At 64.7% G+C, this 19962-nt stretch carries 16 protein-coding genes; all 16 read right to left on the minus strand.

The genetic code is table 11. The features are described 5' to 3' along the window. Positions 1 to 14 precede the first annotated feature (14 nt). Complete coding sequence (gene bamA / locus P0652_RS01570; protein ID WP_284176991.1) at positions 15 to 2447, minus strand: outer membrane protein assembly factor BamA; 2433 nt, start codon at positions 2445 to 2447, stop codon at positions 15 to 17. Positions 2448 to 2706: 259 nt separating this feature from the next. Continuing rightward, on the minus strand, positions 2707 to 3858 hold the full coding sequence (locus tag P0652_RS01575) for a M50 family metallopeptidase (RefSeq protein ID WP_284176992.1): 1152 nt from the start codon (positions 3856 to 3858) through the stop codon (positions 2707 to 2709). 127 nt (positions 3859 to 3985) lie between these two features. Then, the gene (locus tag P0652_RS01580) at positions 3986 to 4663 is read right to left on the minus strand and encodes a phosphatidate cytidylyltransferase (RefSeq protein WP_284176993.1); all 678 of its coding nucleotides are present in this window, start codon (positions 4661 to 4663) and stop codon (positions 3986 to 3988) included. 50 nt (positions 4664 to 4713) lie between these two features. Further along, on the minus strand, positions 4714 to 5454 hold the full coding sequence (locus P0652_RS01585) for an isoprenyl transferase (protein ID WP_502947451.1): 741 nt from the start codon (positions 5452 to 5454) through the stop codon (positions 4714 to 4716). A gap of 135 nt (positions 5455 to 5589) precedes the next feature. Continuing rightward, on the minus strand, positions 5590 to 6147 hold the full coding sequence (gene frr, locus P0652_RS01590) for a ribosome recycling factor (RefSeq protein WP_284176995.1): 558 nt from the start codon (positions 6145 to 6147) through the stop codon (positions 5590 to 5592). 113 nt (positions 6148 to 6260) lie between these two features. Beyond that, positions 6261 to 6989, minus strand: a complete 729-nt coding sequence (gene pyrH / locus P0652_RS01595; protein WP_284176996.1) for a UMP kinase — start codon at positions 6987 to 6989, stop codon at positions 6261 to 6263. Between the two features lie 122 nt (positions 6990 to 7111). Beyond that, positions 7112 to 8041 (minus strand): translation elongation factor Ts, encoded by a 930-nt coding sequence (tsf, locus tag P0652_RS01600; protein WP_284176997.1) that lies wholly within the window; start codon positions 8039 to 8041, stop codon positions 7112 to 7114. Between the two features lie 161 nt (positions 8042 to 8202). Then, positions 8203 to 9195 carry a 30S ribosomal protein S2 gene (locus P0652_RS01605; protein ID WP_284176998.1) on the minus strand — a complete coding sequence of 331 codons (993 nt, stop codon included), beginning with the start codon at positions 9193 to 9195 and terminating at the stop codon, positions 8203 to 8205. 166 nt (positions 9196 to 9361) lie between these two features. After that, the gene (dnaE, locus tag P0652_RS01610; RefSeq protein ID WP_284176999.1) at positions 9362 to 12814 is read right to left on the minus strand and encodes a DNA polymerase III subunit alpha; all 3453 of its coding nucleotides are present in this window, start codon (positions 12812 to 12814) and stop codon (positions 9362 to 9364) included. A gap of 244 nt (positions 12815 to 13058) precedes the next feature. Then, on the minus strand, positions 13059 to 13748 hold the full coding sequence (locus P0652_RS01615) for an ABC transporter ATP-binding protein (RefSeq protein WP_502947440.1): 690 nt from the start codon (positions 13746 to 13748) through the stop codon (positions 13059 to 13061). Further along, positions 13745 to 15001, minus strand: coding sequence for a lipoprotein-releasing ABC transporter permease subunit (locus P0652_RS01620; protein ID WP_284177001.1), 1257 nt, complete (start codon positions 14999 to 15001; stop codon positions 13745 to 13747). Before P0652_RS01620 ends, P0652_RS01615 begins: the two co-directional genes overlap by 4 nt. Next, positions 14998 to 16320, minus strand: coding sequence for a proline--tRNA ligase (gene proS, locus P0652_RS01625; protein ID WP_284177002.1), 1323 nt, complete (start codon positions 16318 to 16320; stop codon positions 14998 to 15000). The genes P0652_RS01620 and proS overlap by 4 nt, the downstream gene beginning before the upstream one ends. 481 nt (positions 16321 to 16801) lie before the next feature. Next, the gene (locus tag P0652_RS01630) at positions 16802 to 17029 is read right to left on the minus strand and encodes a DUF1467 family protein (RefSeq protein ID WP_284177003.1); all 228 of its coding nucleotides are present in this window, start codon (positions 17027 to 17029) and stop codon (positions 16802 to 16804) included. A 60-nt stretch (positions 17030 to 17089) separates the two neighbouring features. After that, positions 17090 to 17500 carry a methylmalonyl-CoA epimerase gene (mce, locus tag P0652_RS01635; RefSeq protein WP_284177004.1) on the minus strand — a complete coding sequence of 137 codons (411 nt, stop codon included), beginning with the start codon at positions 17498 to 17500 and terminating at the stop codon, positions 17090 to 17092. A 6-nt stretch (positions 17501 to 17506) separates the two neighbouring features. After that, the gene (locus P0652_RS01640; RefSeq protein ID WP_284177005.1) at positions 17507 to 19171 is read right to left on the minus strand and encodes a ribonuclease J; all 1665 of its coding nucleotides are present in this window, start codon (positions 19169 to 19171) and stop codon (positions 17507 to 17509) included. Continuing rightward, a complete protein-coding gene (locus P0652_RS01645; RefSeq protein ID WP_284177006.1) occupies positions 19168 to 19962 on the minus strand; it encodes a biotin--[acetyl-CoA-carboxylase] ligase in 795 nt (264 codons plus the stop codon). The genes P0652_RS01640 and P0652_RS01645 overlap by 4 nt, the downstream gene beginning before the upstream one ends.

Consider the following 19962-nt stretch of genomic DNA (forward strand, 5'->3'; position numbering starts at 1 on the left):
GCCCGCCTGTTTCCTCAGAACCGGGCGCCGCCGGAGAACCGGAACGCCTGAAGGCGGTCGCCGGCAGGACCACGCACCCGCGTGAGCGCATAGGCATAGTCGATCCGGATCGGGCCGAGCGGCGAGTTCCAGAGCACGCCGGCACCAATCGACGAGCGGATCTTCGATTCGTCCCGGACATCCAAGCATTCCGACTGGAAGCGGGTATTGCCCGGGTCAACGCACTGCGAGCCCGGCGTCCCATTGACTTCGAATACACGGCGCCCCTTGTATCCGAACAGGGTACCGGCATCGGCGAAGACCGCGCCGCGCAGGCCGAATTCCTTGGGAATGCCGAAGATCGGGAAGGTAACTTCCGCCGTCGCACCGAAATAGGTCGTGCCGCCAACCGAATTGGCCGACGAGTCGCCGCTCCGGTCACGCGGGCCGATACCCGAAGGCGCGAAGCCGCGGACAAGGTCCGGACCCATGTAGAAATGGTCAAGAACACGGAGCCGCTGGTCACCATAAGCGAACATGTGGCCGCCCTGCAGCTTGACCATACCGATCACGTCGTCCCAGAGCGTCTGGTAATAACGGGCCGACGCGACGGCGCGGACGAAGCGGGAATCGCCGCCGAGGCCGGCAATTTCCGGCTTCAGTTCAGCGAAAGTGCCCTGCGTCGGGTTCTGGTTGTTGTCCAGCGTGTTGTAGGCGAGTGTCAGGCCGACGAGCGAGGTTACCGTGCTGCCACGCGCTTCCTTGATCGCCACCGAGGCTTCGCCATCCGAGACGCAGGTATTGGACAGGGCCGGCGCGAAGGGCAAGCCATCGCAGTTATTGTACGGATAGGTTGCCGAGTTCGGGATCTTGATCCGCTGCTGATAAAGCGAATAGCGCGCGCCAATCGAGATTTCCTCGGTCAGCGGAATGCCGGCACGCAGCGTGAAACCGGTATTCCGCGCCTGATAGCGCGAGAAACTGGTCACATCGTTAAACTTCGTAAAGATGTCGAAGCCTGCCGCGATACGCTGGCCAAGGAAGAACGGCTCGGTGAAGGAAAACTCGCCGCCGCGCGACTTCTGCCCGTTCGAGACCGAGATGCGGACAAACTGGCCGCGTCCCTGGAAGTTGGTTTCCTGCAACGACGCTTCGGCGAGGAAGCCTTCCGAAGTCGAGTAGCCGCCGGCGATCGAGAAGCTGCCTGTCGCCTGGTCCTCGACATCGACATTGACGATCACGCGATCCGGTGCAGAGCCCGGCTCGTTGGTGATCCGGATCGTCTTGAAGAACCCGAGATTCCGCAGCCGGCGTTCGGCACGGTCAATGGCCGCCTTGTTGTAGGCATCGCCCTCGCCAATATCGAATTCGCGGCGGACCACGTAGTCCCGCGTGCGGGTGTTGCCGCGCACGACGATCCGCTCGACATAGACGCGTGGCCCCTGCTCGACCGAGTAGACAATCTTCACGGTACGGGAAGCCGGGTCACGATCGCCGCGCGGACGAACCTGCGCGAAAGCGTAGCCACGCTGGGCGACTTCGCGGCTGATCGCGTCGACGGATTTCTCGACTTCCTCGGCATTGTAGGTCTGGCCGGCTCGGGTGCGGACCGAGCTGCGCAGACGCTGCGTATCGACATCGGCGATCTGCGATTCGACCTCGGCACTGGCCACGGTGTACCGATCGCCCTCTTCCATCACGATCGTGATGACGTAGCCTTTCCGCGCGGCGTCGAGTTGGGCGTCTGACGAGATGATGCGGAAATCGGCATAACCGTTCTTCAGGTAGAAGCGGCGGATCGCCTCGAGATCGGCCGCGATGCGGTCCGGATCATAGATGTCCGTGCTCTTGAGGAAGCTGAGGAAATTCGACTCGGTCGTCTGCATGACGCCCTTGAGCTTCCAGTTCGAGAACGCCTGGTTGCCCTGGAAAACGATCGCCGTAACGCCAGTCTTGTCGCCTTCACGGATCGAGAAGGTCACATCGATCCGGCCATCGGCCTGCGTGGTAACCTGCGCGTTCACATCGGCGGCGGCACGGCCCTGCCGGGCATAGATCTCGCGAATGCGCGCGACGTCCTGGTCAACCATCGACTGGCTGAACGGCCCGCGTGAACGCGTCTGGACCTCGCCGACAAGAATTTCGGTCTTTACCTTGGAATTGCCCACGAAAGTGACGCGGTTGATGAGCGAGTTCTCGACGACCTGCACGACGATGCCGTTGCCGGCACGACGGATGCGGACATCCGAGAAGAGGCCTGTCGCGAAGAGATCCTTGATGCCCTGGTCGATTCGGGCGGGCGTGTAGCTTTCGCCCGGGGCCAGCGTCAGGAAGGAACGAATCGTCTCCGTCTCGACCCGCTTGTTGCCCTGCACCGAGATCGACTGCGCCGCAGCGGGAGAAACCGCCGAGAAAGCAATGAACAAGGCTGCGAAGGCGAGGAGGACACGCCGAACGACCGCATTCATGCTGCTGCCAACAGAAAAACCAGACATCCCGTCCACTACCCCAATTCTTCGACCGCCCCCGCAGAAACGCCTGAAAACGCCCGCGAAAAGAACGGCATGTACCGCAGGATACATCACCACCGGTCTTTGCTTCTAGCCAATCATCCCGGCAATGCAACCGAGAAGACCAGCTTGGTTACGATTTCCTAACCGGCGTGGTCGCGGCGCAACGCTTTCGCGCCGCGCCGTGATTCGTGCCGGGGAACTGTGCCAAACGCGCTCAGAAAGCAAGTCCTGTCAGATGGATGATGTCGTTCCATGTCGAGAACAGCATCAGCATGATGACCAGCGCGAAGCCCAGCCGGAAGCTGATTTCCTGCGCCCGAGGGCTGATCGGCCGGCCAAAGGTTGCCTCGATCGCATAGAAGACGAGATGGCCGCCATCGAGCATCGGCACCGGCAGAAGGTTGATCAGGCCGATCGAGATTGACAGGATTCCCGCCAGCATGAAGAGCGGCCCGAGGCCTGATTCCGCGACCTTGCCCGAGATATAGGCGATCCGCGTGGGGCCGCTGAGCTGGTCGGCCTTCTCGCGCCCGGCGAAGAGCCCGGCCACATAGGCACCGGTGCGGTCGATCACGAAGACGATCTCCTGCACCGCAGTCTGGGCGGCCTCGACCGGCCCGAATTTCTTCAGGAAATGGTGCTCGGCATCGCGCGAGCCGACAAAGCCCATCACCGGCCGGCGATCCGTGCCGAGAATGGTCTTGCGGGAATAGATGGTCGGCGTGCCGACGAGTTCGATCTCACGCGATTCGCGCTGGACCAGGAAGGTCAGCGTATCGCCCTCGCTCACCGACACCCGGCGGGCGACGTCATCGAAGCTCTGGACCTTGCGTCCATTGATCGAGAGGACCCGGTCGCCGGGCTTGAACCCGGCGGCCGCGGCCGGGGAATTCTCGTTCACGCCGGCAATGATCGGCTCGACCAGCGTCCGGCCCAGCAGCATGAAGCAGCTGGTGAAGATCACGAAGGCCAGCAGGAAATTCGCCAGCGGCCCCGCAGCGACGATTGCGGCGCGGGCCGCAACGGATTTGTGCGGAAAGGCATCCTGCCGGTCTGCCTCGGTCATGGCAGCGGCAGCCTCATGGTCGGGCGCGGAGGCAGCATTCGCATCTCCCTTGAACCGGACATAGCCACCAAGCGGGATGGCCGAGAGTGCCCATTCCGTGCCCTTGCGGTCATAGAACCGGGCGACGCGCGGGCCGAAGCCGAGGGAGAATGTCTCCACCTTCACGCCGAGCCAGCGGCCGACGAGGAAATGCCCCATCTCGTGCACGAAGACCACGAGGGCCAGCACGAAGAGAAACGGCAGGAGATAGCCGAGAAACGCCGAAAACCAGGTCAATCCAACACCGAGAACGTCAGGCAAGGGGCACCTCTGAACACTGGCGAACGGCCAGAAAAGCTTAATAATCTGTTAACAGGGGTGCCATCCCGTTGCGGCAAACACAAGGCAACTGCGAAGCCTTTCGTGCGCCATGGTTAAGCGCAGGCGCCTACCATTCGAGCAACCCGGATGCCGCAGCGGAAAACCCGGCATGGAGGATGCCGATCAGGGCCGCCACTGCCGCCGCCACAAGGAACCCGTCGAGCCTGTCCATGAACCCGCCATGGCCGGGAATGAGCTGGCCCGAATCCTTGACCGCGAAATGGCGCTTGAACGCTGATTCGAACAGGTCGCCGCCCACCGAGGCCAGCGAGAGCAGGGCTGCAAGCCCGGCATGGATCCACCCAACGTTCAGCCCGGCCAAAGCGAGCAGGGCAAGGCCGGCCACCGTGCCGCCCGCAACCCCGCCGATCATGCCGGACCAGGTCTTTTTCGGCGAGATCCGCGGGGCCAGTTTCGGCCCGCCGAAGGTGCGCCCGGCGAAATAGGCCAGCACATCCGTGGCCCAGACAATCGCGAACAGGAAGAGCACGGCCACGAAACCGAGGCGGTCATCGCTCCTGAGCAGCCACATCGAGACGAAGAGCGCCAGTGCATAGGCGATGCCGGAAACGGCCCAGACCAGCCGACCCGGCTTGCTCCAGACGATCTTGAGCCACTCGACCAGCACCAGCCCGGCCAGCGTGCCCCAGACAATCACGAAAACGGCGCCGCCCCACCAGGCACTGGCCAGCGCCATGCCCGCAAGGATGACAGCGGAGACGACCCGCAATCCCAGCTCACCCATATGCCGCCCCGCCTCCCCGCTGCGACCGCCCTGCCCGGCTTTTTCTTTTTCTAGATCCCGCCGAAGCGGCGCTGCCGCTGGCTGAATTCCCGCAAGGCAGCATCCAGCGCGGCCGCATCGAAATCCGGCCAGAGCGCGGGCGTGAAGACCAGTTCGGTATAGGCACTCTGCCAGAGCAGGAAATTCGAGATGCGCTGTTCGCCGCTGGTCCGGATCAGCAGATCGGGATCGGGAATGCCGCTCGTGTCAAGCGCGGCGGAAACCGTCGCCTCGGTGATCGCCGAGGGTTCGAGCCGACCGGCCGCAACCTCGGCTGCGAGATGCCGCGCCGCCCGCACCAGTTCGGCGCGCGCGCCGTAATTGAAGGCGATGACGAGGGTGAGCCCGGTATTCGCAGCGGTCGTATCCTGCGCCTCATTGAGTATCCGAAGGATATCCGGCGCCAGCCCCTCGCGCTCGCCGATCACCCGGATCCGGACATTCTGCCGGTTGAGCGTCGCCAGATCGCTGCGGACAAAGAACCGGAGCAGGCGCATCAGTTCGCCGACTTCCTCGGCGGGCCGTGTCCAGTTCTCGGTCGAGAAGGAGAACAGGGTAAGAAAGGCAATGTTGCGCTCGATGCAGGCCTTGACGAGGCGGCGGACCGCCTCGAGCCCGGCCCGGTGCCCGGCGAGCCGGGGCAGGCCCTGCCGCGTCGCCCAGCGGCCATTGCCATCCATGATCAGCGCGAGATGCGTGACGCCGAAATGACCCGGTGCGCCCTCGGCCGGCTGGCCTGGTTCCGTGGCCAATGGGTTGAGGGACCCCGGCATGGCGCAGCTATCCTCCTGAGGATCCGGGCAACGGCGGCAGGCTCGCCATCCGGCCCGTTGGGCGAAGACAGAATACGAAGCGCAGCGGGAATGCAACCCGCCAGCAGGCTCCCGTCACACCTGCATGATTTCCTTTTCCTTCTGGACCAGCAGGGCATCGATTTCCTGGATGGTCTGGTCGGTCGCCTTCTGGACCTGGTCGGCATGGCGGGCCGACTCGTCCTCGCTCATCTTGCCGTCCTTCTCGAGCTTCTTGAGCCCGTCCAATGCGTCGCGGCGGACATGGCGGGCAGCGATCCGGGCATTTTCGGTGTATTTGTGCGCCACCTTGACCATTTCCTTGCGGCGCTGCTCGTTGAGCTCGGGAATCCGGAGGCGGATGGTCTGCCCCTCCGTCTGCGGATTCAGGCCGAGCGACGATTCGCGGATGGCCTTTTCGACGGGGCCGACCATGCTGCGATCCCAGACCGCGACCGACAGAAGGCGCGGCTCCGGCACGCTGACCGTGGCGACCTGGGCCAGCAGCATCCGGGCGCCATAGGCTTCGACTTCCACCGGATCGAGGATATTGGGCGAGGCCCGGCCCGTCCGCAGCGAGGCCAGGTCATTCTTCAACGCCTGAACGGAACCGGTCATGCGCCGTTTCACATCCTGAAGATCAAATCCGCTCATGTGAAGCTCCTCCTGGGGTTTGCGCGGCGCGCGCCGCGCGGCCCTTTTGCTGTGTCGCTTCCTTGTCGGAAGCAGGGATAAAGATCAAGCCGGCTATGCCGGAAACACCGCGCTCAGAACGTGACGAGGGTGAAACGCCCCGCGCCTTTCAGCACCGAAGCGATCGAACCGCGCTCCTGGATCGCGAAAACCGCGATCGGAAGGCGCGCATCCCGGGCCAGCGCGAAGGCCGCCGTATCCATCACCTTGAGATCGTTGCGGATCACCTCGTCGAAACTGACCTTCTCGTAGCGCTTCGCTGCCGGGTCCTTGCGCGGATCAGCCGTGTAGACGCCATCGACCTGCGTCGCCTTCAGCAGCACGTCGCATTCCAGCTCCGCCGCCCGCAGGGCCCCTCCGGTATCGGTGGTGAAGAACGGATTGCCGGTGCCGCCGGCCAGCAGCACGATGCGGCCTTTGGTCAGGTGGTCCATGGCCTGCTGCCGGGTGTAGGTCTCGACGACCGAGGGCATCGCCACGCCGGACATGGCGCGGGCCGGTGCGCCGAGCGCGGTGAGCTGGGCTTCCAGCGCGATGACATTCATCACGGTGCCGAGCATACCCATGGAATCCGCAGCCGGGCGGGAAAGGCCCATGCCGTGCATCTGCGCGCCACGGAAGATATTGCCACCGCCAACGACCACGGCAATCTCGACGCCGAGTTCGACCGCCTCGATCAGATCCTCGGCGATCTGCCGAACCGTCGGCTGATGGATGCCGAAAGCCTCGGACCCCATCATGGCCTCGCCCGACAACTTCACCAGGGCCCGCTTGAAGACCGGTACGCCGCCTCGTTCCGTCATCGTCTGCTCCTCATATTGGGCACGTTGAGGCTCCCGGACCTGCCCGGGAGGCACTCTCATGGAAAAGGCGGCTCGCGCCGCCTTTGGTCTTTGCTGGCTTTGGCAGCATCGCTGCCGGCAACTTACGCGTTTCCGCCAGCCGCCGCAGCCACCTCGGCCGCGAAATCAGAGGTTTCTTTCTCGATCCCCTCGCCGAGGCCAAAGCGCAGGTAGCCCTTGAGCACGATCGGCGCGCCGGCAGCCTTGGCGGCCTCGTTGACGGCCTGAGCCACGGTCTTCGACGAATCATGGACGAAGGGCTGGTCCACCAGGGTGACTTCCTTGAAGAAGGTCTTGATGCCCGATTCGACAATCTTCTCGATCACCGCTTCAGGCTTGCCGCTGGAGCGGGCCTTGTCGGCCAGCACGGCGCGCTCGCGCTCGACAATCGCCGGATCGATCGAGTTGCCATCGAGGCCCTGCGGGTTGGTGGCGGCGATATGCATCGCCACCTGCCGGCCAATGGCCTGCAGCGCCTCGGCATTGCCCGACGATTCGAGCGCGACGAGCACGCCGATCTTGCCGAGGCCGTCGCCGACCGAGTTGTGCATGTACGACGCAACCACGCCCTGCGAAACGTTGAGCAGGCCGACGCGGCGAAGCGTCATGTTCTCGCCCACGGTCGCCACGGCATTGGCGACGGCTTCCTGCACGGTGCCGCCGGCCGGATGCGCGGCGTTCTTCAGCGCCTCGACATCGCCATTACCCCCGAGGGCAACGCCAGCCACCGAGCGCACCAGCTCCTGGAACTGCTCGTTCCGGGCCACGAAATCGGTTTCGGAATTGACTTCCACCACCACACCGCGTGTGCCGGACACCGCGATGCCGACAAGGCCTTCAGCCGCCACGCGGCCAGCCTTCTTGGCGGCCTTGGCAAGGCCCTTCTTGCGCAGCCAGTCGACCGCAGCCTCGATATCGCCGCCGGTCTCCGTCAACGCAGCCTTGCAATCCATCATGCCTGCGCCCGTCGCCTGACGCAGTTCGCTCACCATACTCGCGGTAATCGCCGCCATGGCCGGTCCCTTTCCTGTGCTTGAATTCTCAGCAAGAGGCCGCAACCCACGGCTGCGGCCCATGAAATCGGATCACCCTGCGCGGCTTGTGCCACAACACGGTGACAAAACATCCCGCCGGAAGCCGGCCCCGCAAGACGGGAGCCGGCACCCGGCCGGCATCACGCCGCGAGGGCGCGCGCCGTGTCGAGCCAGCCTTCGCGGCCGGCACGGCCATTCAGCTTCAGCGCGGCATCCAGCGCGGCAAGATCGGCTTCCGACATGGCAGCGAGCTGCCAGAAATGGAAGATGCCATATTCGTTGAGCTTGGTCGAAAGCTGCGGGCCGACACCGCCCAGCTTCGACAGGTCGTCCGGCGCCCCCTGCGGCGCCGAGAGGCGCACGAAGCCCTCGCCGGTTGCTGCCGACGGCAGGTCCTCGGCAACCGGAACTTCCGACGCCCCGAGATCGATCCCGAGCGAGGACTGGCTGCGCGAGATGCCGTCAACGGCGGCGCGGGCCACGAGTTCGCAATAGAGCGCGAGGGCGCGGCCGGCATCGTCATTCGCCGGGATCGGGAAGGTCACGCCGTCCGGATCGCAATTGGTATCGACAATCGCCACAACCGGGATGTTGAGGCGGTTGGCTTCCTGGATGGCCAGCTGTTCCTTGTTCGTGTCGATCACGAAGAGGAGGTCCGGCGTGCCGCCCATATCCTTGATGCCGCCGAGCGCGCGCGTGAGCTTTTCCTGCTCGCGGCTGAGCATCAGGCGCTCCTTCTTGGTCAGGCCGACGGCGCCGCCCGCCAGGATCTCGTCAACCTTGCGCAGGCGCTGGATCGAGTTCGAGATCGTCTTCCAGTTGGTCAGCATGCCGCCGAGCCAGCGCGAATTCACATAATACTGGGCCGAGGCCTTGGCAGCCTGCGCGATCGGCTCCTGGGCCTGGCGCTTGGTGCCGACCAGCAGGATGCGGCCGCCGCGGGCAACCGTGTCCGAAATCGTCTCGAGCGCGCGATACAGCATCGGCACGGTCTGAGCGAGATCGATGATATGGATATTGTTGCGGGTGCCGAAAATGTACGGGGCCATTTTCGGGTTCCAGCGATGCGACTGGTGACCAAAATGCGCGCCAGCTTCAAGCAGCTGACGCATAGAGAAATCGGGTAGCGCCATGGTTCTTCTCCGGTTGGGCCGCCGCAGGGGTAAGAGCCGCCAGCCGGCGACACCGGATCGATCGAAATCGACAGCCCTGCGTGAGGAATGATGCGCGCCTAATCGATATCCCGGAGAAATGCAAGCACCTTCCCGCATCGACCCTGCCGGAACGCGGGCCGATTGTTCAGTACGGTTTGATGTCCAGCACGCCGGGAATCGTCGAAAGCTGGGCCATATGCTCGCTTCCGAGGTCAAATCGGCCCTTCAGGCGCAAATCCACCTCGCCGCCATCCGACAGCATGACCGTCAGCGAAACCTCGCCATCGCCGCCGCGGCGCAACATCCGGTCCAGGGCCGAAAGCGTCGCCTCGCCCCGCTCGCGCGCGCCCTGCGGATCGGCGAGGAAGACGCGGATGCCCTTCTGCGTGCGCTGGAGGGCACGCTCCAGCGGCTCCATGTCGAGCACCCGGAGGCGGAGATCCTCGCCATCCACCGAGCCGGCCAGCGTCAGGAAAAGGGCCGTTCCCGGCTCCAGAAGCGCGCGGTATTTGGCGAGCCCTTCGGAAAAGACCATGGCCTCGAACTGCCCCGTCCGGTCAGAGAATTGCGCGATCCCGATCTTGTTGCCATTGCGGGTCCTTCGGACATCGACATCCAGCAGCGTCGCGGCCATCCGCGCATGGGTGGCGCCGTTCTTCACGGCCTGCTGGAACCGCGCGAAATCGGTCAGGCTCGCCCGGTCGAGCAGGGTCTCGAACTGGTCGAGCGGGTGCCCGCTCAGGAAGAACCCGACGGCCGAATGCTCTCGCCGGAGCCGTTCCGTCAGCGACAGCGGCTGCGCCTCCGGCAGGACGAGGCCCGTATCGGAATCCCCGCCGAACAGCCCGCCCTGCCCGCTGGCCAGCTCGGCCTGATGCGCCTGGGATTCGGCGACGATCGCTTCGAGCCCGGCCAGCAGGCGCCCGCGATTGGGCTCGAGCGTGTCGAACGCACCGGCCGCGATCAGCTGTTCGAGTGTGCGCTTGTTGACCAGCTTCGGGTCGACCCGCCGCGCGAAATCGGTGACGGAGCGGAAGGGCCGGTCGCCGCGCAACTCGACAAGCGCCCGCGCTGCCTCGACGCCGACGCCCTTGATTGCCGCCAGCGCATAGAGGATCGCCCCGCTCCGCACGCCGAATTTCACACCCGAGCGGTTGATATCCGGCGGCTCCACGCGAATGCCCAGCCGCTGCGCCTCGCGGCGGAACTCGGCCAGCTTGTCGGTATTCGACAGATCGAGACTCATCGACGCCGCCAGGAACTCGACCGGGTGATTGGCCTTGAGCCAGGCTGTCTGGTAGGCGACGACGGCATAGGCGGCGGCATGGCTCTTGTTGAAGCCGTAATCCGCGAAGCGCGCGAGCAGGTCGAAGATCGAATCCGCATCGGCCTCCGCGACGCCGTTCTTCACCGCGCCCTCGACAAAGCGGGCGCGCTGGGCATCCATCTCCGCCTTGATCTTCTTGCCCATGGCGCGGCGGAGCATGTCGGCCTCGCCCAGCGAATAGCCGGACATGACCTTGGCGATCTGCATCACCTGTTCCTGATAGACAATGACGCCACAGGTCTCCTCGAGGATCGGCTCCAGCAACGGATGGGCATAATCCGGCGCGCGCCGCCCATGCTTCACATCGCAATAGACCGGAATATTCGCCATCGGCCCCGGCCGATAAAGCGCCACCAGCGCGATGATGTCCTCGATCCTGTCGGGCTTCATGTCGACGAGGGCCCGTCGCATCCCGCCCGATTCCACCTGGAATACGCCGACCGTCTCCCCGCGAGAGAGCATGGCATAGCTCTTCGCATCGTCGAGCGGGATCTTCAGCAAGTCGACCGCGATGCCCTGCTCCGCCAGCAGGTCCACCGCACCTCGCAGGATCGTCAGCGTCTTCAGGCCGAGAAAGTCGAACTTCACCAGTCCGGCCGGCTCGACCCATTTCATGTTGAACTGGGTGACGGGCATGTCGGATTTCGGGTCACGATAGAGCGGCACCAGCTCCTCGAGGGGCCGGTCACCGATCACGATGCCGGCCGCATGGGTCGAGGCATGGCGATAGAGCCCCTCGAGCCTTTGCGCGATGCCCAGCATCCGCCCGACAGCCTCGTTCTCCTCCGCGGCCGCCCGCAGTTGCGGTTCCTCGGCGATCGCCTTTTCAAGCGTGATCGGATTGGCCGGATTCTGCGGCACGAGCTTGGTCAGCCGGTCCACCTCGCCATAGCGCAGGCCCAGCACGCGGCCGACATCACGCATCACCCCGCGCGCGAGCAGCGTGCCGAAGGTGATGATCTGCGCGACCCGTCCCTCGCCATACCGCCCGACGACGTAGCGGATCACCTCGTCGCGGCGGTCCTGGCAGAAATCGATGTCGAAATCCGGCATCGACACACGTTCAGGGTTGAGGAACCGCTCGAAAAACAGGCCATAACGCAGAGGATCGAGATCGGTGATGGTCAGCGAATACGCGACCAGCGAACCCGCCCCCGAGCCGCGCCCCGGCCCGACAGGAATGCCCTGCACCTTGGCCCATTTGATGAAATCGGCCACGATCAGGAAGTAGCCGGGATATTGCATCCGCTCGATGACGCCGAGCTCGAAGGCCAGCCGCTCCTCGTAATCCGCTACGGAAAGGCCGCCTGCCGGGCCATGTGCGGCCAGCCGGGCGCGAAGTCCTTCCTCGGCCTGCCGGCGCAGCTCCTGCGCTTCCGCCCCCTCCTCCGAGCCGGAGGTAAAGCGTGGCAGGATCGGTTTTCGCGTCCGTGGCCGGACATGGCAGCGCTGCGCGATCTCGACGCTGGCATCCAGCGCGGCCGGCAGATCGGCGAACAAAGCCATCATCTCCGCGCGGGTCTTGAAGCGGTGCTCGGGCGTCAGCCGCGGCCGCTCGGCCTCGTCGACCGAATGCCCTCCGGCAATGCAGAGCAGCGCGTCATGCGCCTCGAAATCCTCGGCCTTGCCGAAATGCACGTTGTTGGCCGCAACGATCGGCAGCTTCTCGGTCTCGGCAAGATCGAGCAGCCTCTCCTCGATCCCGGCGGTTTCCCGCAGGCCGAACCGCTCGATCTCGAGATAGAGGCGGTCCGGAAAGAGCGTCCGCAGCGCCGAGAGGCGCGCCGCCGCCAGGTCGATCCCGCCCAGCCCGAAGGCCCGGTTGACCGGCCCGGCCGCGCCGCCTGTCAACGCGATCAGCCCACCGGTCCGGCCGCGCAGCCGCTCGAGCGGCAGATGCACGCCCTCATGGGCGGGTGAATCGAGGAAGGCCCGGCTCGAAAGGGCCATCAGGTTGGCATAGCCCTCTTCCGAAGCGGCCAGCAGCACGAGCGCGCCACGCGCTTCGTCAAGATGGTTGGGCCGGTTCCGCACCGGCGGCCGGTCGGCGAAATCGACCAGCATCTCGATCCCGATGATCGGCTGGATTCCCAGGCCGACCATCTTCTCCGAAAATTCCAGCGCCCCGAACAGGTTGTTCGTGTCGGTCAGGGCCAGGGCGGGCATCCTGTCCGCCGCGGCAAGCTTGCCGAGATGGCCGATCTGCAGCGCCCCCTGCAGCAGCGAATAGGACGAATGCACATGCAGGTGGATAAAGCCCGGGCCCGACACGGCAACCTCCCCTCTTTCAGATCAGCGGCCAGTTCGTCCCCACGCCCGACCAGGCCACCACCATAACGAAGAAAGCGCCAATCGACGCCAGTTCGATCAGGTCTTCCACAGCTCGCATCACAGCCCCCTGCTCTTGTGCGTTCTGTTTCTGTTCTAATTCATGGTTTGTTCCGGTGTCAAGGCCCCGGCGCACAGGGTCGTGTCTCGGCCTGCCCGCCCGCGAACCAGCGGCGGGACCGTCGCCTCACGCCATGGGAACGATCTGCCCGCCACGCAGGGTGATCCGCCGGTCCATGCGGGCCGCGAGTTCAAGATTATGCGTCGCGACCAGAGCGGCAAGGCCCGACTGGCGCACGAGGGCCGCCAGGGTGGCGAAGACATGCTCGCCCGTACCGGGGTCGAGATTGCCGGTCGGCTCGTCGGCCAGCAGCAGCCGCGGCGTATTGGCCACCGCCCGCGCGATGGCGACGCGCTGCTGTTCGCCGCCGGAAAGTTCCGCCGGGCGATGGTCGAGACGGTGCGCGAGGCCGAGGAAACTCAGGATTTCCGTCGCCCTGCTCTTCGCATCATCGACCGCAAGCCCGGCAATCCGCTGCGGCATGATGACATTCTCCAGCGCGGTGAACTCGCCGAGCAGGTGGTGGAACTGATAGACGAAGCCGATATCGGTCCGGCGCAGGCGCGTCCGGGCGCCGTCATCCAGCGCGGCGGTGGCGGTTTCGCCGATGAAGACCTCGCCGGAATCGGGCTTTTCGAGCAGCCCCGCCAGATGGAGCAAGGTGGACTTGCCTGAGCCCGACGGCGCAACGAGCGCAACCATCTCGCCGGGTTGCAGCGTCAGGTCGACACCGCCCAGCACGGGCACCACATTGTCGCCCTGGATATAGGCCCGGCTGACATTGGCCAGTTGGAGCGCGGGTGCGGACATGGTCATTCCCCGCGCAGGGCGTCGACGGGATCGAGCCGGGCCGCCCGCCAGGCCGGATAGAGCGTCGCCAGCAACGACAGGGTGAGCGCCATGCCGACGATGGCCACCACCTCGGCCGGCCGAACATCTGCCGGCAGGCGCGACAGGAAGTAGAGCTCCGGCGGGAAGATCGGCGAGCCCGAGAGATAGGAAACGAGCTGGCGCAGGCTCTCGACATTCCAGGCGATCGTGAGCCCCAGCAGGAAGCCGACAAAAGTGCCGCCAACGCCGATCGCTGCCCCCGTCATCATGAAGATCGCCAGGATCGAGCGACGTGTCGCGCCCATCGTCCGGAGGATCGCGATGCCCCGCGCCTTGTCCTTCACCAGCATGGTCAGGCCGGAAATGATATTGAGCGCCGCCACCAGCACGATCATCGTCAGGATCAGGAACATCACGTTCCGCTCCACTTCAAGCGCGCCGAAGAAGGTCCGGTTGCGGAAGCGCCAGTCCGTCAGGGCGTGGGGCTTGCCGACAGCCTCCCGGATGGCAGGGTTCACATCATCCATCCGGTCGGGATTGTTCACGAAGACCTCGATCATCGCGACCTTGCCCTCGCTGTCGAAATAGAGCTGGGCTTCGGCGAGCGGCATGAAGATGAAACTTGCGTCGAATTCGCTCATTCCGACTTCGAAAATGGCGGCGATCTCGTAGGATTTCTGCCGCGGCGCCGAGCCGAACGGTGTCGAGGGGCCCTTGGGCGAGAGCAGGCGGATCTTGTCACCGATGCCGAGCCCGAGATAGCCGGCGAGACGCCGCCCGATCGCCACCTTTTCCGAACCGTCAAGCCCGTCCAGCGAGCCGTCGATCACGTTCTTCGCAACGGATTCGAACTGCCTGAGATCGGCCTCGCGCACGCCGCGCACGAGAGCGCCGCTGGTGGCGGTGGGCGAAGCAGCGAGCACCTGCCCCTCGACGATCGGCGCAGCCAGGCGGACACCCTTCGCCGCACGGACGCGCTGGGCGATCGCCTCGTAATCCGACAATGCGTCGCCATAGGGCTGGATGAAGGCATGCCCGTTCACGCCGAGGATCTTGCTCATCAGTTCCTGGCGGAAGCCGTTCATCACGGCCATGACCACGATCAGCGTGGCAACGCCGAGCATGATTCCGAGGAACGAGAAGCCCGCGATCACCGAGATGAAGCCGTCACGCCGCCGCGAGCGCAGGTAGCGCCACGCGATCACCCATTCGAACGACGAGAACAGGCGCTTGATCACGAGGCGATCCGCTCCACCGCATCTTCCGGCGACATCAGCACACGCTCGCCTGTGGCACGGCGCTTCAGCTCGACCTTGCCCTCGGCGAGCCCCTTGGGCCCGACGATGATCTGCCAGGGCAGGCCGATCAGGTCCGCCGTGGCGAATTTCCCGCCCGGCCGCTCGTCCGTGTCATCGACCAGCGCGCTGAGGCCACGCGCTTCCAGCGCCTGTTCCAGTGTGCCGCAGACCGTGTCGGTCGCGCTGTCGCCCGGCTTGAGGTTCAGGATCGCCGCGTTGAACGGCGCAATCGCATCCGGCCAGATGATGCCGGCCTCGTCATGGCTGGCCTCGATGATGGCCGGCACGAGCCGGGTCGGCCCGATGCCGTAGGAGCCCATATGGACCGGGCGTTCCACGCCATCCGGCCCGGCAACGACAGCGCGCATCGGCTCGCTGTATTTGGTGCCGAAATAGAAGATATGCCCCACTTCGATCCCGCGGGCGGAGACCTGCGAGGCCGCCGGCACCTGCGCGAAGGCAGCGGCATCATGCATCTCCTCGGTCGCGGCGTAGAGCGACGTCCATTTCGAGACGATTCCGGCCAGCTCATCGACCGAGTCGAAATTCGTATCGGCCGGCGGTACCGCGAAATCGAGATAATCCTTGTGGCAGAACACCGCGCTCTCGCCCGTCGAGGCGAGGATGATGAATTCATGGCTGAGATCGCCGCCGATCGGGCCGGTATCCGCGCGCATCGGGATGGATTTCAGCCCCATCCGTTCGAAGGTGCGCAGATAGGCCACGAACATGCGGTTATAGGCATGGCGCGCGGCGGCCTGGTCGATATCGAAGGAATAGGCGTCCTTCATAAGGAATTCGCGGCTGCGCATCGTGCCGAAACGCGGACGGATCTCGTCGCGGAACTTCCACTGCAGGTGGTAGAGATTGAGCGGCAGGCTCTTGTAGGAGCGGACATAGCCCCGGAAGATCTCGGTGATCATTTCCTCGTTCGTCGGGCCGAACAGCATTTCGCGCTCATGGCGATCGGTGATGCGCAGCATCTCCTTGCCATAGGCGTCATAACGGCCGGATTCGCGCCAGAGATCGGCCGACTGGATCGTCGGCATCAGCAATTCGATTGCGCCGGAGCGGTTCTGCTCCTCGCGGATCACCGCACAGATCTTGTTGAGAACCCGCAGGCCAAAGGGCAGCCACGCATAGATCCCGGCCGATTCCTGGCGGATCAGGCCAGCCCGCAAGGCCAGCCGGTGCGAGACGATCTCGGCTTCCTTGGGAGTTTCACGCAGGATGGGCAGGAAATAGCGGGAAAGACGCATGACGGCTCCGGTATGCTGGCGGCGCGGCAGGAACCCTCCCGCGCGAGTCAGCTTCTGTCATAATTCGGCGGCCTTGCAAATGCTTGTCCCGCCTGAACAACGCACCCTCGCGATGTGGCAGAACGATGGCCCGCTTCCCGGAAACGAGGGCCAGGGCTCCCGCGACCAAAAGGCCCTGGCGAATGTCATGGAAACGATACACATTCGTGAACCAGAATGCTGCAGCGCATGATGACAGGCTTGAAAACATCTTTTAAACACATTCCCAGACAGGCAAGGCGCCCGCCAATCTTCGGATCGGTGAGGAAGAACCAGAAGCAATAAAGCCTCACAGGGTGGCGTCGAAAGGCGATATCCGGCCGTCCAAAAACGAAAAAACAAAGTTTCAAGCAGAGCTGAGGCTCTGCTTTTTTGTTTTTCGTCAGGGGGATAGCACCCTTCGCGCCCTCACGGCTTCGCCCTGCCCTCGCTGCCCGCCGCCTTAAAGCAGCGGCAGCAGCAGATAGGTGAAAATCAGGAAGACCACTGCCGCGACACAGGAATTGACCAGCACGATCTTGCGGATATTCGTGCTTGCCGGTGCGCCCGGCTCGGTGCCCGGCGTGACTTCGCCGGCTTCTACCTGTGATCGCACGCCCAGCGGCAGGACGGCGAACAAGGTGGTCCACCAGATGACGAAATAAATCGCGATCCCGCTGCCCATGCTCATGATGACAATCTCCTTGGCAACAACCTAGCGCCGGAAGTCATTTCCGCCAGCCCGGGCCGCTCAGCCCCGCACTTCTTCCAGCTCGGTCAGCGTGCCCACGAAATCCTTGGGATGCAGGAACAGAACCGGGTTGCCATGCGCTCCGATCTTCGGCTCGCCATCCCCGAGCACCCGCGCCCCGGCCGCGACAAGCCTGTCACGCGCGGCGCGGATATCGCTGACCTCGTAGCAGAGATGGTGGATACCGCCATCCGGATTGCGCTCGAGGAATTTCGCGATTGGCGATTGCGGGCCGAGCGGCTCGAGAAACTCGATCTTCGTATTCGGCAACTCGACAAAGACCACCCGAACGCCATGCTCCGGCAGGTCCTGCGGCGCCGAAAGCGTGGCCCCGAGAACCTCACGATAGGTGGCGCAGGCGGCCCCGAGATCCCGCACGGCAATAGCGACATGGTTCAGACGACCGATCATGACGCGTCAGACCTCCAGAACGAGTACCTTGGTGACGGGCTTCTTGCCCCAGATTTCAGCGATTCCCGCGCGCACCCCGCGCTCGATTGCCGTCCGGACCGAGTCGACATCGCGCCGCCGCGCCTTGGGCAGGGTCCGGAAATTCTCATCCACGAGGTCGCGGACATGCTCGAGGAAGGTCTCGCCCTCGTCATCCTGCACCGGCAGGCCCACCAGTTCGACCTGGGGATCCGCCGCCATCTGCCCGCGTTCATCGATCGCGATGGCAATGGCCACCATGCCGACATAGGCGAGCTTGCGCCGCTCCGGCACGGTGGGGTCAGCCAGCGGGATAACAAGCTCGCCATCCTTGGCCAGCCGGCCATTCGGCACCTGGTCGATCACGTTCGGCTCGTCCGGCGCGAGGCGGACCATATCGCCGTTGAAGGCCCGGAGCACCTGCTTCACGCCAAGTTCCCGCGCAAAATCACGATGCATGCTCAGATGCAGCGCCTCGCCATGCGCCGGAATGGCGATCTTCGGCCGGACCCATCCATACATGCGCCGAAGCTCGTCGCGCCGGGGATGGCCGGAAACATGGACCAGGCCGTCACGATCGGTGATGATCTTCACGCCCATCTTCGCGAGGGCATTGACGATCTTCCCGACGGATTTCTCATTGCCCGGAATGGTTCGCGAGGAAAAGATCACGGTATCGCCAGCATCGAGGCTGATGTCCGGGTGCTCACCTTCGGCCACACGAGCCAAAGCCGCCCGGTTCTCACCCTGGCTTCCGGTGAGCAGGATCACGCATTTGTCGCGTGCGAGGCTACGGTAACGCTCTGCCCCCCGGAACGGCGCGACGCCCTCGAGCATGCCGAGTTCGGTGGCGATATCGGCCACGCGGTCCATCGCCCGGCCGACCAGGATGACCTCGCGCCCGGCTTCCGCCGCGGCCTCGGCCACGGCGCGGATGCGGGCGACATTCGAGGCGAAGGTCGTCACGGCCACGCGGCCGCGCGCCGCGAGGATCAACTCGCGCAGCCCGACCTGCACATCCGCCTCCGATGGCGAAATGCCATCACGCGTGACGTTCGTCGAATCGCAGACCAGCGCGAGAACGCCTTCGTCGCCGATCTCCGTCAGCCTTTGCCCATCGGTTGGCAGGCCGATGATCGGCGTCTCGTCGATCTTCCAGTCGCCCGTATGCAACACGGTGCCGAGCGGCGTCCGGATGGCCAGAGCCATCGATTCAGGGATCGAATGCGCGACCGGAATCGTTTCGATATCGAACGGGCCGAGCGTGAACCGTGTCACCTGCGGAATGCCCCGGACAGGGATGCGCGGCGCGCCGGGCTCGGAGAGCCGCCGCGCCTCCAGCAGGTTCGCGGCGAATGGCGTCATGTAGACCGGGCACCCGAAGCGCGGCCAGAGATCGGCCAGCCCGCCGAAATGATCTTCATGGGCATGAGTAATGATGATTCCGAGGAGATTTTTCTTCTCGGCCTCGATGAAGGCGGGATCGGGATAGAGCAGATCCACCCCCGGCAGGTCATCGCCAGCAAAAGCGACGCCGCAATCGACCATGATCCATTGCCGCCGTTTCGCCGGGCCGAACCCGTACAGCGCCATGTTCATGCCGATTTCGCCGAGCCCGCCCAGCGGCACAAAGACCAGTTCGTCCGATTTCATCCCAGAGTCCTTAACGCGGTTTGCGGATCGGCCGGCGTTTCCGCGAGAAAGACATCGCCGACCATCACGGCCTCGACCGCACGGCCCGTGTCTAGCAGGAGATGGCCATCCGGGTCGAGGCCGGCAAAAGTGCCATGCCGCTCGCCTGCTGGCAGGCGCACCCGCAGCTTCGTGCCATTCGGCAAAGCATGCCGGAGCCAGCCCTCGCGAATGGCCGCGAAACCGTTGCCGGCATCGAACAGAGCCAGATTCTCGGCAATCCGGTCAGACAGAGCCGCAAAAACCGTCGGCACCTGTGCGCCCGGAGCATGATCAGCCAGGGCGGTGACCGGGTAATCCGCAAGGTCAGGCCGGTGGCGGATATTCGCGCCCATCCCGATCACGATGCCGGTCCGCCCACCGCGGAGCGACAGCCCCTCCAGCAGGATGCCCGCCGCCTTGGCCCCGGCGATCTGCACGTCATTCGGCCATTTGAGATGGACGACCGGGCGCAGGGCGGGAGAGACCCGGCAGAAGGCCTCGGCCAGGCTCAGCCCAGCTACGAAGCCGACAAGCGGCGCACGGGCCGGCGGGCATGGCGCCGCCAGTGCCAGACTCGCATAGAGATTGCCGGGCGGTGAAACCCAATCCCGGCCATGGCGCCCGCGTCCGGCCTGCTGCTGGCCTGCAACGAACCAATGGCGGTCTCCGCCCTCCAGCAGGCAGGCCATAGCCAGATCATTGGTCGAGGTCACAACCTCGCGGCATTCAAGACTGAACCCGGCCTTGCGCGCCGCCGCGCCGAGTTCCAT

The sequence above is a fragment of the Rhabdaerophilum sp. SD176 genome, from assembly GCF_030143245.1.
GTDB lineage: Bacteria > Pseudomonadota > Alphaproteobacteria > Rhizobiales > Beijerinckiaceae > Rhabdaerophilum.

Excerpts from the sequence above, each read along its gene's own strand:
- bamA (WP_284176991.1), bottom strand. The coding sequence starts at position 2,447 with ATGAATGCGGTCGTTCGGCGTGTCCTCCTCGCCTTCGCAGCCTTGTTC.
- P0652_RS01580 (WP_284176993.1), bottom strand. The coding sequence starts at position 4,663 with ATGGGTGAGCTGGGATTGCGGGTCGTCTCCGCTGTCATCCTTGCGGGC.
- frr (WP_284176995.1), bottom strand. The coding sequence starts at position 6,147 with ATGAGCGGATTTGATCTTCAGGATGTGAAACGGCGCATGACCGGTTCC.
- pyrH (WP_284176996.1), bottom strand. The coding sequence starts at position 6,989 with ATGACGGAACGAGGCGGCGTACCGGTCTTCAAGCGGGCCCTGGTGAAG.
- tsf (WP_284176997.1), bottom strand. The coding sequence starts at position 8,041 with ATGGCGGCGATTACCGCGAGTATGGTGAGCGAACTGCGTCAGGCGACG.
- P0652_RS01605 (WP_284176998.1), bottom strand. The coding sequence starts at position 9,195 with ATGGCGCTACCCGATTTCTCTATGCGTCAGCTGCTTGAAGCTGGCGCG.
- P0652_RS01615 (WP_502947440.1), bottom strand. The coding sequence starts at position 13,748 with ATGACCATGTCCGCACCCGCGCTCCAACTGGCCAATGTCAGCCGGGCC.
- proS (WP_284177002.1), bottom strand. The coding sequence starts at position 16,320 with ATGCGTCTTTCCCGCTATTTCCTGCCCATCCTGCGTGAAACTCCCAAG.
- P0652_RS01630 (WP_284177003.1), bottom strand. The coding sequence starts at position 17,029 with ATGAGCATGGGCAGCGGGATCGCGATTTATTTCGTCATCTGGTGGACC.
- mce (WP_284177004.1), bottom strand. The coding sequence starts at position 17,500 with ATGATCGGTCGTCTGAACCATGTCGCTATTGCCGTGCGGGATCTCGGG.
- P0652_RS01640 (WP_284177005.1), bottom strand. The coding sequence starts at position 19,171 with ATGAAATCGGACGAACTGGTCTTTGTGCCGCTGGGCGGGCTCGGCGAA.
- P0652_RS01645 (WP_284177006.1), bottom strand. The coding sequence starts at position 19,962 with ATGGAACTCGGCGCGGCGGCGCGCAAGGCCGGGTTCAGTCTTGAATGC.